Genomic DNA, 13,324 nt, shown 5'->3' with positions numbered 1-13,324 from the left:
ACCCAATACGTTGTGCCACTATATTATTGAACCTGGATGCAGTTTTTTAAATGAAGGAATAGAAATGGCTGAAATCAGCAAGGTGCCTGCCCATTTGGCAGAGGAGCTCAAAGGGTTGATCCATCAGGGGCTCGGCTTACTGAACCTTACTCCGGATCATGCTCCGGCTGACGTGGTTGAGGCAATTACGGCGCGGGTACGTGAGTGCAAAGCGAGTGGCACAACGTTGCCCGAAGGCGAAATATTCGCGCTTGGCGCGTTGCTCGGCCAACAGTACGTAGAAGGGCAGGGCTGGCACTGGGGCGATGTCGTTTGGGATTATGATGAGACCACTGCGGCGGTCGGCGTGCTGAACCACGACAACTCATTGTTCATCAACCCTATTGGTTGGGTGGCTGAAGTGATGGAGTCCGAGGGCGGCGTCGGCTTCATGCTCAACTACAACATGGTCAGCGTGCACCAGGTTCCGGTATTCGAACCTGATAGCGCCACAGGCCTTTACTGACTGCTTACTCTGGAGGAGCGTGCGACTCAACTGAACGCTGGTTTATCCGCGCAATGAGTCGCTCGGCACTCGCCTTGCCTTACGGGTAGCCTTTCAGTGACAGGCAGCAAATGGTCGATATCCGTAGGTTATGCCTATAGGCCCGAAAGCAGACGATGCAATAAGGCAGAAATCGCTCAAATATCACGTATGGATGTCCGGGCTCAAAGGCGCGCACGGGCCGTAATGAACAAGGAAGAATTGATGTCGGAAGACACTTTTGACGTGCTGCTTGAAACGGCCATAGCCGGGTTGATGAGCAAGCAGGAAGCATTACAGCAACAGTATGGGTTGGGTGGCATGGCGCGCTGGTGGCTTGATCAGGACACCGCCTCTCTCAGTTTTTTCGATGAGCAGGACAGGAAGGTCGCCGAAGCGCTGATTATCAATATCGGCTCCTTTGTACCAAAGCACTCAAGCTGGAAATGGGCTTGGAGTAATCCAACCGTGCCTGACGCCCTTCGCGATCGGGCGTTGCCGCTCAAGGAGCTGGAAGCCATTACGGGTTTTCAACTGTTTGGCAACGAAGAGGCGTTTCCTGTCGAGGACGAAGCCATGGCTTGGGAGCTTGCTGCCTTTGCGGTTCAACACCTGGATGCAGTGGGTTGCTACCGGGCACCTTCTTCGTCTGATGGTCCGACGGTTTATCTGGCAATTACCGAGCTGAAGCGCATCAGGCTCTGATGCATGAACGCGTGGACAACGGGGTGTGTTTGAGCGAACACAAAGTACCGGTGCACCGTAATGCCGTTGGATTCGAGCGAGGTGATCTGTTTGGCCTGACGCGCGAGCTCTTGCGCCCCGACCCACGCTCGACGAATCTTCTACGCGGGACCCAATGGTCCTGGCCGATCTCTGCCTCTCACGTAAGACCACTTCCGATTCAGAGCTGTCATTCGCTACTGGCAATTGAGTTCATGTGTCCACTTCATTTATCAGTTTGCGCCAGCCATCCCTTGCCTCCTGCTCCGAAGTAAAGACTTGTACTTTTGGATACCAGAACGGCCCCTCAGATACGATGCATTCCAAAGTTGAGTCCTGAAACGTAAAGACATAGTGGATGGCATCTTCTACAAACAGTCGCTTATCGTGTCGCGGATGAATGGCGTTTCTCTGCTCAAGCTCTGCCAGCCAGGGCGAATTATCCACCCGATGAATCTGGTATTGCTTGAGGCCAAGTCCAATCAATGGATGGCCGCCCAAAGCCTCATCGTTTGGCCAGCCGAACTGGATTTTTTTTACCAAGGGAAAATGGATCAAAACTATTTCCTCCCCATCGGCGCAGTACCGCAAACATAGCTGTGTGTCCGTGGCGAACACCACGGGTTCGGGCGACGTACTGGGCTGTGGCCAGAAGTCGAGCAGCACTACGGTCGGGAGTGTCATGGGAAGCCTGGTGAACGAAAGGGGTAAAGCAGAGTGCGAGAGGGACGTGTTGTCGTCAAACGTTTCTGATCGCGACAGGGCGCTTTTGGCGGTTCTCTACCAGCCGTTTGAGGCAGAAAACGTGATGTGCTTTTCGATCAAATTGCCCCCCGGGGTCATAGCTTTACTCCTGATCGCGCCAGATATAGGCTGACGACAAGTTGCTGACTCAATGCTGGCAGCCACGGCACCAATCATTTATCACAAGAACCGGAGTGATAAAGATTTCACAGCAGAATATCGTTCTAGCAAATCTTCTCCACATTCAGTCGAATTCCACTGTCCCTTGCAGCATTTACAACCGTTTCGGAGATGAGAGGATCAATCCATATAATTTTATCAACAAAGAAAAAGTCCAACCCTTTGACTTCTTGTTCATTGATGCATAATTTTTTTATACCCCTGACCTGATAATCCGTAGACAGCTCGCCGTTTGCAATCCTGTCTAAAATCATGGGTTTTCCTGAGTACTCGGAATTGAGATAATCAAAACAGATCAACTTGTTTTCAGCATGAGCCAGGAAATATCTATTTTCCGTTGCGCTTCCATTGAAATAGCTGGAATTTACCATGAGAAAATCCAGGGCAACCTTATGGCTGCTCAGTATTTCTTTCAATGGCTCCGACACGAAAAAAGCACCGCAAGTTGCAAGAAAGAAATCCGCCTTTAGCTTTTTCACACGCTTATCTAACTTCAGCTTAACCCTGGTTTCGGCCAAAGAAAACTTCTTGCCCACCTGATAGTACTCTGGAAGCCTAGGGACGAACTCAACATCCGCATCGACGAGGCTGTCGGCTGTCCCTTCATGTCGAAGAACATAATATTGCATGGCACATCTCCTAACGAGTAGATCGGGTACCTTTAGGTCTCGGATCCGTATTTTGCCAATTCAACTTGATCAGCCCCTAGATCATTTTCATGCTGCGCTCCACCGCCGTAATTGTCTCAAGGTTATGGCTGTCAGGCACAGCAGATAGATTACCGATTTCTGTTCAGCCACCTGCGTATGTAGAACCGACTCCGTGATCCCTTGCTGTGATTTATGAGGCTTTTATCGCGGGGATCGCCCATGAAGCACTTTATCCAGGGTGAACATCTAGGCCTAGGCACAACATCTACTGCTATCTCAACCGCATTCATTCGAGCCGAAGACCGGGGCGAGAATATTCCAAGGCAAGCATCTGCCGTAGTAGGATGCGGCTTTAAGCAAAAGTAGCCTCGCCATGGATGTTCAAGCGCTCGAACAAAGCAACGTCTTGTCGATCACAGTGGATCAGGCCCATCGATATTTCGAGATGGTTGTTAGTGCGGACGACGAGACCAAATACAAGCTGATGGCATGGAACGTCGACGGTACTGAGCTCACCATCAGGCTTGGCGCTCTTGATGTTAAGGATTCAAGGGGACTTGGAGAGCTTGAAGGGATAAACATTGTTGAGAATGTTTTATTCCTTGAGGGTGATTTTGGAGATATGGCGATCCACGCGACTACAGTTTTGGTAGAGAAGCTTTTTTAAATCTGCCTCCGTGCCCGGCACCGCTTGATGTGCTTATGAAGGAGTCAAGCATGCAAACATTAATGGTGGTCTCTCGACTTTTCCCTGATTTGCTAAATGGAAACAAGAGGTCAACGATCCGCTTCGGCGAATCGCACATAGTTCCTGGCTATTTGCGTTATGTGTGCGAAGGAAAGCCTGGTCAAACGACTGTCGTGTGGGTCACCCGTTGCACGTACATGCCTTTGAACGAGGCGGCCGCGTTCTGTGGCATGGAGGCCACGTGGCCGCCAATGGTTATGCTCGAGGGGATGCGGGAGCACTACCCTTGTATTCAATTGTCCGACACGGTTCAGGTCGTTGAGCATTACACACCTGAGCAGACCAAGAACCTTGGCCAGCTTGGCCAGCTATGTGTATTAGGGAGCTGAGGTGTAGTGGAGCGTTTATGTTCATCTGAGCATGACCGTTTCACTCACCTCAATCACTAGATCCCGATGGCTGCAATTGGCCGATTCCTGCCTGTCGTGGCTGGTAGCAATTGGTCAAAACTCGGAAATAAACCCATCGAGTTTCTTCACGCTTTGAGAATTTGCTGACGCGCTTTTACACATTCAGGGCTGGCAAGTAGAGTTGGGAAATGACCTCGACTCTTTTCTAAAGTAGGTGCAAATAGTGACTACCTTCGTTCTTCAGGATTGTGATGTTGGATGGGTCGCCACCGACGCCCTCGGGCAGGTTGCGCTCTTCACTACGGGCGGCCCCGGGCCGGTTCCTGATTCCGCTCTGCCCTCCGTCGAAAACTCCGAAGAATTTGTCCTTTCATTGCCGAAGGTGTCCGATGTATATCGGGCCAGTGCCCAAGCTGGCGCAAACGCCTTCGTTGAATTTGCCAAACGTGGATTCTTTGCATACGACTGGTCGGACGTTCATCGCGATTCCGGACAGGCCTTGAGGGGGTATGAGTTGCAATACCGGCCACTGAATCCACGGACACTTTTCGATTTGCCTGCCCCTTTACGGGCATTGGCTGAGGTTACCCGGCTATCTGACGTAACCTTCGGAGCATCCATCGTAGTGATAGGTGATCAGATTCTTTAGCCTTCACCTGGCAATTAGCGACCGCCTTTGGGGCCGAATGCACTCGGATAGCGATCATTGCATCTACGCAGTACGATGCACGCTTACTGATAATTATTAGAGTCAACTCATGCTATTCCAAGGTTTCGTATTCGGTCATATCGAGGTTGAGACTAACGGTCGCGCTTACGATCTGCATAACTTCTACCAAGCCAGCGCCATCAATTACGATGTATTGGATCGATCGGTTGTACTCAGCTTTATTCGACGGACTGACGCGTGGGTGCCGATCGAAGAAGCACGCAAAATTACTTTCAGATTCCATGACGTCGAGTACTTTTCAGCGAGTGGGGGTAATGCAAATCCAATTGACGACGACAGCAGTGTTATTCAGTCAATTGGAACGGTGGATCCGGAAGCCGATACACAAGCCTTTTACCTCACGGACAACATCCAGCCAGATCATCACCTTGTCATGCGGTTCGAGTCGGGTCTGACACTACGAGTGCAGGCCGTCGAGGCACGGTGTGAAATAATTTTTTGAACGGCCTACCTTCCAACCTCCACTTCGGATCGCCTGTCGCGACCGACGGCTTTCGACCCAAAGCGATCATTAAGAGCTTGCCCTGCCAAAAGGGAGTTTGAAGGTCAGACCTTCTTAGCCTAGTCGCTGCTGCTGGCCATCAGAATCCATCTTTTCCCATACCCCTGAATATCGAAAGAGAAGTCCCAGAATACCGGGTACGCCGGATGGCCTTCGGTTAGCCAGAAGGAAGTTATGGCGCTGGCTTGGTCGAGGTGCACATACGTGAGTAGGGCCTCAAGGAGGATCATTATTTCTGAGCGCTTTGCTGTTAGATCTACTGGACCATAACCGCCATCCCCCAGGTGCAGCAGGTTCTCAGTAATCTCGCGGCGGGCTTCGCTTGCAGTTACGCAGGACTGGCCACCAATGATTACTTCGTTACCAGTGCAATGGGACAGTTGCTCCTGAAGCGTTCTGCTTAGATCAAAAGGTCCGTAGGTGTTAACCCAAACGGAATAGTTGAAGCCCTCCAAGAGATGCTCAAGCCTGAGAATTTCGTCTGAGCGGAAATCTTGGGTAATACGCATATTGGCTCCATCGATCAGCGCTTGGCCCTATATCGTGAGCTAAAATCTAAAGAAACGGTAGGACGCCACAAATCTTGCTGCGGCCTCAACCGCTGTGGAGAGCGTTAACTTATCCAACAAATTTCCGCTTGTGGTTGCGAGCAGCAGACTGTGGACAGGTAGTCGCTGATGTCTCTACTTTGGTCGATCCAGTGACAGTACTGCGGTAGAAATGAGTGGTCATATTGGAGGTCGCAATTGATCGTGAATGCGTTCATGCAGAGATGATCTGGTAAACCATGCGACGTCAATCTCATTCGATCTATCAGCAACGCTGCGTGCCTTGATAATGATCATACTTAAACCCTCAGGATTTCACGGATGCATCACATGAAAAAGGCGGTTGTTGTACTGGCAATCACGGGGCTCATCGCAGGGTGTCAAACCTCAAGGCCACCAAGCCTCATGGAAAATAGTATGGCCAACGTCCAATGTATGCTGTTTGAGGGCGCTAAGGACCCCACCGCGGACGAGGTTCAATACATTCGTAACGCCAGTGATAACGGCAACGTGCGCTGTAAGACCACTCTCGGTAGTTTGTATGAGTTCGGTCGTGGCGGCCTGCCGCAAGATTTTGGCAAGGCTAGATCGCTCTATGAGTCCGTCGCCGCCGTGGATGGCGTCGGTAACGAGAAACTGGCACTCATGGCCGAGAACGGCCACGGGCAGGCGCCTGACGATGCCGAAGCGCGACGGCTTTATCAGTTGGCACTGACCAACAGCGACAGCGATAAAAGTAAACTCGCATTGGCCAGATTGATGGAGGAGGGTCGCGGTGGCTCGCAGGACTTGTTCGGGGCAATGATGTATTACGTGGAGGCCAGCCAGAATGCCGGTGATGTCTCTTGGAAGGGCATTCAGCGTATCCGCGCCAAAGGACTGGTGCTAACGACTGAACAGATCCAGCGCTATAGCGAGGTCTGGACTGATACCAGTCGCAAGAGTCTCAATCGCCTGACAATGTACACCGAGTTTGCCTTAAATCAGCAAGTCCAACACGGCAGCGTCAGTAAACCGGTGACTCTGCAAGTACAAGGAAAATCTGGTTCGAATGTGCCACAAATCGTATTGATCGAAAGTTCGGGCAACGCTGACGTCGACCAGGCCGTAGTCAAGGAGTTCGGGCAATATCGAATTCCTGCCGAGCCGATATTGCCGTCAGGCCAGAAATCCTGGTCGTCCGAGCGTTCTGTCAAAGTCGGTTTGAATTGAAGTGCTAGAACCATTTGCCGAGACCGAAAAGGGGGCGGATTTATTTCAGTTGTTAATTCGGCTGTCGCTTAAACCAATCCGCCCTGTTTTGTCTTTGGGTTGATGTTGTGAGTCTCCGCTGGGTTTGTAGATAGGCCTCATAATCATGCCCATCAGGAGGTGCCTACAGAAATCGGCGTTACCCCGAAAAATTCAAGATTGAAGCAGTCAAGCAACTCACCGAACGCGATTTTCATGTTGCTGATGTGGCGTTGCGTTTAGCCTGGAAAGCTTGCTGAGATCTGAGTGACTGCTTCGAGCCGATTGCAAACCTTCGTGAGAGACAGAAATCGGCCACAAACCGCCTGGCGAATGAAGAGCGCTCCCGACCATAACCTGTCGTTCATCTGTCTCTATAAAATCCAGGCACCGCTCGGTGAATAGCAACGGGAGTAAAAGGTGATTTCAGACAGCTTGCGGAGTGTGAACCAGCAAATCGAAAAAACGATTGCTGCACTTCGAGACAAGTGCAGTGCGTCTGATGAAGTCGTCGTAGCTGATTACTTGAAGCGGTACGAGGCAAGTCTGGCGCTAATCGGGACCGGCTCAAAACAAAAACTGGAGGCGAGCTTGAAGGGGCTCTTGAACTGCACGCGGGGCTACCTGGAAACCACCAGTCATCATGATCAGGAATTTCTTGCCGAAATGTATGAGACGGAACGACTGATCAAGCAGCTGCTGAAGGACGAGCTACTTTGAGTGGGTTAAAAAGCCTGACGAGTTCATCGACTAAGCGCACCGGATTGGTATCGCTGACATAGTGGTTGAGGCTCTCGGGAAGCCGCTGGTCGCGCGGCTTCAAGAGAGCCTCTTGGTGCCGCTACCCAACAGATAGCAGGGAATCACAATGGCCGAATACCGTTATACGAACGCGAACAGGTTGAGTCAGCTCAAGGAACTGGAGTCAGTACTGCCCGAATTGATACGGGTCGCTGGTTCTACTCCGGCGATGACTTACGTTGAGGATTATCGTCTGGCGCTCGCGAAGGTTGTTGAGCTTCAAAAAGAGGGTTTTACCCAAAATCAACTATCGGCCCTTGGGCGAGCCATCCCGGATGTTTTCAATCGACATAAAGAATGGATACCTCCCATGCACCAGACAGAGACAGGTGAGTGGGTTGAGCACGAGTGGTGGACGTTGCTTGATGAAAAATTACAACCTGTACTGAGTCTTGCCAGAACGTTGCAAACCCTTGGGTACTACTAGTGTCCTGCGTCAGCATTGCTGATTTATTCGTTTCCGATCCTGATGGCTTCGTTCTTAGACGCTTTTACTCTCCTCGCATTGCTCGGCCGTTAAAGGTTTGAATTGCACTGAACGCTCTATTCCCAGCGAACTCCAAATCTTGCCCGGGCGCTCAGATTCAGCTTTCGCGTCGATGGGTATTTGAATCACTGCCCAATCAAGGAAATCCCATGACCGACCCACGCAACGTTGCCCACGACAAAAAAGTTCAACAAGAGAAAAAGAATCACGGCGAAGAAATCGCCCCGAATGCCGAGCACGCACCTCAGCCAGGTATGAAGCCTGCGCTCAAGCATGATGAAGACGAGCAAGATGAGCAGGCTTGAGCCTGACACTTATCTGCCGTGGTAGCTGCAATTGACGGCGCTGGCTGAAGTTAGCTGTCGCTATCGAAGTATTCTGCGCTGCGTGGTAGCGCTGTTCATGAGTCAACTTTTGCGACTGAGAAGCCGCTGTTGATTCATGATTTTTTGTAAAGACGCTCAAGATGTAATGCTCATTCCAAAATCCTGTGGGAGCTGGGCTTGCCCGCGATAAACGATGACGCGGTCTGCCTTCTGGCTGTGTCTCATGCATCGCGGGCAAGCCCGGCCCCCACAAAGGGTTTTGTGTTCACTGCACGATAGCGTCGTGTCAGTACCGCCTACTCAGCCGGCACCAACACAAAATCCAGCTGAACTTTCAAAACCGGTCCGACCTCCCATCTTCAACGCGTCGGATGAATCACCATTCGCACGCATGAATTGATCACCTTGATAAGAGGGCGGAGTAACCACCATGAGTAATCAACTGGAAGGCAAAAAAGTACTGTTCATCACCTCCAATACAGGGATCGAGCGGGACGAGCTGATTAAACCGCTAGAAGCGCTCAAGGCCCAAGGGGCTTCGGTCACCCATGGTTCGAGTGACGGCGGGACTGCTCAGACTTTCGTTCAGGACACTGAGAAAGATCGCACGGTTGAATCCCAGACTGCGCTGGCCGGGCTTAAAGCGTCGGATTTTGATGCGTTGGTGATTCCAGGCGGTACGGTCAATGCCGATACGCTGCGACTGGATGAAAACGCTCAGCGTCTGGTCAAGGAGTTCGCTGATGCAGGCAAGGTCATCGCTGCGATTTGTCACGGGCCGTGGTTGTTGATCAACGCCGGTGTGATCACTGGCAAGACCCTCACCTCGTACCCGAGCGTCAAGCTTGATCTGGAAAATGCCGGTGCTGCCGGTTGGGTCGATGCCGAGGTCAAGCAATGCCCGGCCAATGGATGGACGCTGATTACTTCGCGTACTCCGGATGATATCCCAGCTTTCAACGAGGCTATTGCTGCGGCGCTTGAGGCAGCTTAAGGCTGGAAGTTCTTTAACGTGATGCTCGATGGTCGCATTTCTGCATATCGAGACGGGATGCTATATATAATGTCTTTTTAGCATCATTCATTTTGAACCCGTCCGTGGAAGAGCGATTCTGTGGCCGTCGGTGGGAGATTCGTTTGCCATCTGTTCCGATAGCTCCAGGCGTTGATGAACGCTTGTCCCATGTGCTGGATGCCAGTGAGCGACTGGTTATGGCGGCATCGGTGGAAGAGGTCGTTGCCGTGCTTCGGGACACGGCGCGTGCCGCTGTCGGAGCAGAGGGCGTAGCGGTCGTTATTGAGCATGACGGGCGTTGTTCTTATGTGGCGGAAGACGCAGTTTCTCCGTTGTGGGAAGGCCTGACTTTCCCGGCTGACCACTGTATTTCGGGCTGGGTCATGCACCATGGCGAGACGGTCGCCATTCCCGATGTCCGGCTCGACCCGCGCATTCCTCAAGACGCCTACTCGCCGACTTTTGTCCGCAGCATGGTGATGGTACCGATCGGACGACCGGTTTCGGTCGCGGCGCTGGGCGCTTACTGGTCGGAGGTCCGCACCCACGACCTGGATACGATCAAACGGCTGGAAAGTCTGGCGCGTCTGGCGACTATTGCCATCGAGAATGCGCGCCTCACTGAGGCACGCAATCGCGCGGCCGCGCTGGGCGATGCACAGAACCGTATCCTGAAACTGGCCGTCGAAGAGACTCCTCTCAATGTCGCACTTGATGCGATCGTGCGCGAGGTGGAAGCGCTTTCCACGTCCCGTTTCCTGGGAAGTATTCTGCTGCTGGATGAAGACGGTCAGCAGCTGCAGCATTGCGCAGGCCCGAGTCTTCCCGGTGCATTCAATGCCGACATGGAGGGCGTCATTGTCGGCCAGAGCTCGAGCTACGGCAGTTCTGCGGCTTTTCGGCGCGAGCCAGTGCCCATGTCCGACATTGCGAACGACCCGCTGTGGGCCGGTTTCCGGGAGAAAGCCATTGAACACGGCCTGCACGCCTGCTGGTCATTCCCGATCCGTTCGGCGCAGGGCGACGTGCTCGGCGCTTTTGTCATGTACCACCATGAACCGCGCAAACCCCTGTTGGCAGATACCCAGATCGTCGACTTCGTTGTCCAGACGGTGGGTCTCGTTGTGCATCGTGCGCGGGCGAAGGCCGCTATCCGGCTCAGTGAGGCGCGATACTGCCAGATCGTTGAGGGCGCAGAGGACTTCGCGATTATCACCTTCGATGCGCAAGGCATGGTAACGAGCTGGAATATCGGTGCCCAGCGTGTGGTCGGCTACGATGCCGAGGAAGTAGTAGGTCGCAAGGGCGACTTTTTCTATACGGACATGGACCAGGCCGAGCGAGTGTTCCACAACGAGCTAAAAGTTGCTGGTGAACAGGGGCGAGCCGTCAACGAGCGCTGGCACGTCCGCAAAAACGGTACACGCTTCTGGGGTTCGGGATTGATGATGCCGCTCGCCATGGATCATGGCGGTTTTGTGAAAATCTTCCGCGACCGCACGGCCGAGCATCAGGCTGAAGCGGCACTGCAAGACAGTGCTTCGCGACTGCGTTTTTTTGATGAACTCGACAACCGGCTCTTCAATATCCAGCATGCCGAAGACGCGCTGCTTGCCGCGACCGAGCTGCTCGGTCGGAGGCTGAACATTTCGCGCTGCGCCTACGCGGATGTGGATATCGACCACGACCGGTTCTGGATTCGCAGTGATTACAATGCGCCCGGCATCCAGAGTTCGGTTGGAGCCTATAGCCTCGACCTTTTTGGATCTCGTGCTGCGCAAGATATGCGCGCGGGCCGCACGTTGGTCATACGTGATGTTGTCGCAGAACTGAACCGTGGCGCGGGCCTTGAGACCTTTCTATCCATTGGTGTGGACGCGATCATTTGTTGCCCGCTTGTGAAGGACGGCCGGCTGACGGCAATGATGGCGGTTCATCAGGATCAGCCTCGGGACTGGCAACCGTCCGAAATATCCCTGGTCAGGGAAGTCGTCGAGCGCTGCTGGGCGCATGTTGAGCGGGTAGGTGCCGAGATGCGTCTGCGCGAGAGCGAGGAGCGACTGCGCCTTGCCGTGGAAAACGCTGACATTGGCTTCTGGGACGTGGATATCGTTCATCAAACGCTCATCTGGCCGCCACAGACCAAGGCCATGTTCGGCATTTCGGCTGATGTGCCGGTCACGTTGCAACACTTCTATGACGGTTTGCATCCGGAAGATCGAGAAGCAACGACTGAGGCCTTCGCAGCGGCCGTCGATCCAGAGCAGCGCGCTCTTTACGAAGTGGACTACCGCACGATTGGCCGCGAGGATGGCATTGTCCGCTGGATAGCGGCCAAGGGCCGGGCTGTATTCAATTCGTCCAATCGCTGTCTGCGTTTTACCGGCACCGTGGTTGATGTCACCGCCCGCAAGGCCGCCGAGGAGGAACTGCGCGAACTCAACGCCACGCTCGAAGCGAGGATTTCCCAGGCCATCGCTGAGCGGGAAGAAGTCCAGCAGGCGTTGCGTCAGAGTCAGAAGATGGAAGCAATGGGTCAGCTTACCGGCGGCGTGGCTCATGACTTTAACAACCTGCTGACACCGATCGTTGGCACGTTGGACATGCTCCAGCGCAGAGGCGTGGGCGGCGAGCGAGAGCAGCGGCTGATCTCCGGTGCGCTGCAATCAGCGGATCGTGCGAAAACCCTCGTGCAAAGGTTGCTTGCCTTCGCGCGTCGCCAACCGCTTCAAGCGGTTCCGGTCGACGTGGCAAAGCTGGTCAGCGACATGGGCGATCTCGTCGCCAGCACCACCGGTCCGCAAATCAAGGTCGTTGTCGACGCCCCGGAGAACCTGCCTGCGGCGATGGCGGATCCGAACCAGCTCGAAATGGCACTTCTGAATCTCTCCGTGAACGCGCGCGATGCGATGCTTGAAGGAGGAACGATGCGCATATCCGCGAGTACTGAGTTAGTCAGTAGCGGTCACCGCTCGAGGCTTCCGAGCGGCGAATACCTGTGTCTGTCCGTCGCTGACACCGGCACGGGGATGGACGCGGCGACGCTCGCCCGGGCGGTGGAGCCGTTCTTTTCGACCAAAGGCGTCGGGAAAGGAACGGGTCTCGGCCTCTCGATGGTGCATGGACTGGCATCCCAGTTGAACGGTGCGCTTACGATTCAAAGCTTGCCTGGTCTTGGAACGAACGTGGAGCTGTGGCTTCCGCGCAGCATGACCGTACCGGCAACAGCCTTGCGCGTTGTTGAAGCTCCAGAGCGGCAATCGGTGCGTGGCATTGCGCTTCTGGTTGACGATGAAGAACTTGTACGCGCAAGCACCTCGTACATGCTGACGGACCTGGGCTACCGGGTAATCGAGGCGGCATCGGGCGAGGAGGCCTTACAACTGCTGGACGCCGGGCAGCCCTTCAACCTGCTCGTCACAGACCACCTGATGCCTGGTATCAGTGGCACCGATCTGGCCAGAGTAGTCCGAACTTCCCGGCCCGGGACTGCAATCCTCCTGGTCTCCGGCTATGCCGAGCGTGAGGGGCTTGATGCCGATATTCCGCGGCTTTCCAAACCGTTTCGCAAGGATGAACTCGCGGCAAGCCTGTCCCGGCTCGGTGACGAATCCTGAGGAGGTTATGGAGCTTGGGCAATCGACAGACCTGGCAGCCAAGCTGGCCCTGTTTCCATATCACCGCGCTGTCTCGCGGCAAACACAGGACCTGTAGGAGCTGCCGAAGGCTGCGATCGAGGTGTATCAGGAGAAATGTTTCGCAGCCTT

General features: G+C 53.8%; 15 protein-coding genes and 1 pseudogene. 13 read left to right on the top strand and 3 right to left on the bottom strand.

Features of this window, described 5'->3' with window-relative positions:
• Positions 1-64 precede the first annotated feature (64 nt).
• Positions 65-505 carry a hypothetical protein gene (locus RX972_RS00985; protein WP_316872201.1) on the top strand — a complete coding sequence of 147 codons (441 nt, stop codon included), beginning with the start codon at positions 65-67 and terminating at the stop codon, positions 503-505.
• A gap of 243 nt (positions 506-748) precedes the next feature.
• Complete coding sequence (locus tag RX972_RS00980) at positions 749-1,228, top strand: DUF6882 domain-containing protein (protein ID WP_316872200.1); 480 nt, start codon at positions 749-751, stop codon at positions 1,226-1,228.
• A 231-nt stretch (positions 1,229-1,459) separates the two neighbouring features.
• On the opposite strand, the gene RX972_RS00975 is transcribed toward RX972_RS00980, so the two are convergent.
• Positions 1,460-1,804, bottom strand: a complete 345-nt coding sequence (locus RX972_RS00975) for a hypothetical protein (protein WP_231675269.1) — start codon at positions 1,802-1,804, stop codon at positions 1,460-1,462.
• 410 nt (positions 1,805-2,214) lie between these two features.
• Positions 2,215-2,799 carry an imm11 family protein gene (locus RX972_RS00970; RefSeq protein WP_316872199.1) on the bottom strand — a complete coding sequence of 195 codons (585 nt, stop codon included), beginning with the start codon at positions 2,797-2,799 and terminating at the stop codon, positions 2,215-2,217.
• Positions 2,800-3,193: 394 nt separating this feature from the next.
• Here RX972_RS00970 and RX972_RS00965 point away from each other — a divergent pair, with 394 nt between their 5' ends.
• From RX972_RS00965 to RX972_RS00950, 4 genes are all read left to right on the top strand, one after another.
• The gene (locus RX972_RS00965) at positions 3,194-3,487 is read left to right on the top strand and encodes a hypothetical protein (RefSeq protein ID WP_316872197.1); all 294 of its coding nucleotides are present in this window, start codon (positions 3,194-3,196) and stop codon (positions 3,485-3,487) included.
• 50 nt (positions 3,488-3,537) lie between these two features.
• A complete protein-coding gene (locus tag RX972_RS00960; RefSeq protein ID WP_316872196.1) occupies positions 3,538-3,897 on the top strand; it encodes an ASCH domain-containing protein in 360 nt (119 codons plus the stop codon).
• Positions 3,898-4,141: 244 nt separating this feature from the next.
• Positions 4,142-4,567 (top strand): hypothetical protein, encoded by a 426-nt coding sequence (locus tag RX972_RS00955; protein WP_263268481.1) that lies wholly within the window; start codon positions 4,142-4,144, stop codon positions 4,565-4,567.
• 109 nt (positions 4,568-4,676) lie between these two features.
• Positions 4,677-5,090, top strand: coding sequence for a hypothetical protein (locus tag RX972_RS00950; protein WP_263268479.1), 414 nt, complete (start codon positions 4,677-4,679; stop codon positions 5,088-5,090).
• 119 nt (positions 5,091-5,209) lie between these two features.
• On the opposite strand, the gene RX972_RS00945 is transcribed toward RX972_RS00950, so the two are convergent.
• Positions 5,210-5,659: a hypothetical protein gene (locus RX972_RS00945; protein WP_316872195.1), complete on the bottom strand. Its 450-nt coding sequence runs from the start codon at positions 5,657-5,659 to the stop codon at positions 5,210-5,212.
• Positions 5,660-6,115: 456 nt separating this feature from the next.
• On the opposite strand from RX972_RS00945, the gene RX972_RS00940 reads away from it, so the two are divergent.
• The 7 genes and pseudogenes from RX972_RS00940 to RX972_RS00910 all read left to right on the top strand — a co-directional run bounded on the left by RX972_RS00940 (position 6,116) and on the right by RX972_RS00910 (position 13,174).
• Complete coding sequence (locus tag RX972_RS00940; RefSeq protein WP_316872194.1) at positions 6,116-6,910, top strand: sel1 repeat family protein; 795 nt, start codon at positions 6,116-6,118, stop codon at positions 6,908-6,910.
• Positions 6,911-7,083: 173 nt separating this feature from the next.
• A pseudogene (locus RX972_RS00935) lies at positions 7,084-7,170 on the top strand (transposase); the annotation flags it as partial.
• Between the two features lie 178 nt (positions 7,171-7,348).
• Complete coding sequence (locus RX972_RS00930) at positions 7,349-7,648, top strand: hypothetical protein (protein WP_316872193.1); 300 nt, start codon at positions 7,349-7,351, stop codon at positions 7,646-7,648.
• A gap of 148 nt (positions 7,649-7,796) precedes the next feature.
• Positions 7,797-8,156 carry a hypothetical protein gene (locus RX972_RS00925; protein ID WP_316872192.1) on the top strand — a complete coding sequence of 120 codons (360 nt, stop codon included), beginning with the start codon at positions 7,797-7,799 and terminating at the stop codon, positions 8,154-8,156.
• 209 nt (positions 8,157-8,365) lie between these two features.
• Positions 8,366-8,521, top strand: a complete 156-nt coding sequence (locus RX972_RS00920; RefSeq protein WP_080238097.1) for a hypothetical protein — start codon at positions 8,366-8,368, stop codon at positions 8,519-8,521.
• A 451-nt stretch (positions 8,522-8,972) separates the two neighbouring features.
• The gene (locus tag RX972_RS00915) at positions 8,973-9,536 is read left to right on the top strand and encodes a type 1 glutamine amidotransferase domain-containing protein (RefSeq protein WP_316872189.1); all 564 of its coding nucleotides are present in this window, start codon (positions 8,973-8,975) and stop codon (positions 9,534-9,536) included.
• A 218-nt stretch (positions 9,537-9,754) separates the two neighbouring features.
• A complete protein-coding gene (locus RX972_RS00910; protein WP_316872239.1) occupies positions 9,755-13,174 on the top strand; it encodes a PAS domain S-box protein in 3,420 nt (1,139 codons plus the stop codon).
• Positions 13,175-13,324 lie beyond the last annotated feature (150 nt).

This window comes from Pseudomonas syringae group sp. J309-1 (genome assembly GCF_032582135.1).
Taxonomy (GTDB): domain Bacteria; phylum Pseudomonadota; class Gammaproteobacteria; order Pseudomonadales; family Pseudomonadaceae; genus Aquipseudomonas; species Aquipseudomonas quasicaspiana.
This window is presented reverse-complemented; position numbering and strand designations above follow the sequence as displayed.

Excerpts from the sequence above, each read along its gene's own strand:
- RX972_RS00960 (WP_316872196.1), top strand. The coding sequence starts at position 3,538 with ATGCAAACATTAATGGTGGTCTCTCGACTTTTCCCTGATTTGCTAAAT.
- RX972_RS00980 (WP_316872200.1), top strand. The coding sequence starts at position 749 with ATGTCGGAAGACACTTTTGACGTGCTGCTTGAAACGGCCATAGCCGGG.
- RX972_RS00970 (WP_316872199.1), bottom strand. The coding sequence starts at position 2,799 with ATGCAATATTATGTTCTTCGACATGAAGGGACAGCCGACAGCCTCGTC.
- RX972_RS00940 (WP_316872194.1), top strand. The coding sequence starts at position 6,116 with ATGGCCAACGTCCAATGTATGCTGTTTGAGGGCGCTAAGGACCCCACC.
- RX972_RS00920 (WP_080238097.1), top strand. The coding sequence starts at position 8,366 with ATGACCGACCCACGCAACGTTGCCCACGACAAAAAAGTTCAACAAGAG.
- RX972_RS00915 (WP_316872189.1), top strand. The coding sequence starts at position 8,973 with ATGAGTAATCAACTGGAAGGCAAAAAAGTACTGTTCATCACCTCCAAT.
- RX972_RS00910 (WP_316872239.1), top strand. The coding sequence starts at position 9,755 with ATGGCGGCATCGGTGGAAGAGGTCGTTGCCGTGCTTCGGGACACGGCG.
- RX972_RS00985 (WP_316872201.1), top strand. The coding sequence starts at position 65 with ATGGCTGAAATCAGCAAGGTGCCTGCCCATTTGGCAGAGGAGCTCAAA.
- RX972_RS00965 (WP_316872197.1), top strand. The coding sequence starts at position 3,194 with ATGGATGTTCAAGCGCTCGAACAAAGCAACGTCTTGTCGATCACAGTG.
- RX972_RS00950 (WP_263268479.1), top strand. The coding sequence starts at position 4,677 with ATGCTATTCCAAGGTTTCGTATTCGGTCATATCGAGGTTGAGACTAAC.
- RX972_RS00925 (WP_316872192.1), top strand. The coding sequence starts at position 7,797 with ATGGCCGAATACCGTTATACGAACGCGAACAGGTTGAGTCAGCTCAAG.
- RX972_RS00945 (WP_316872195.1), bottom strand. The coding sequence starts at position 5,659 with ATGCGTATTACCCAAGATTTCCGCTCAGACGAAATTCTCAGGCTTGAG.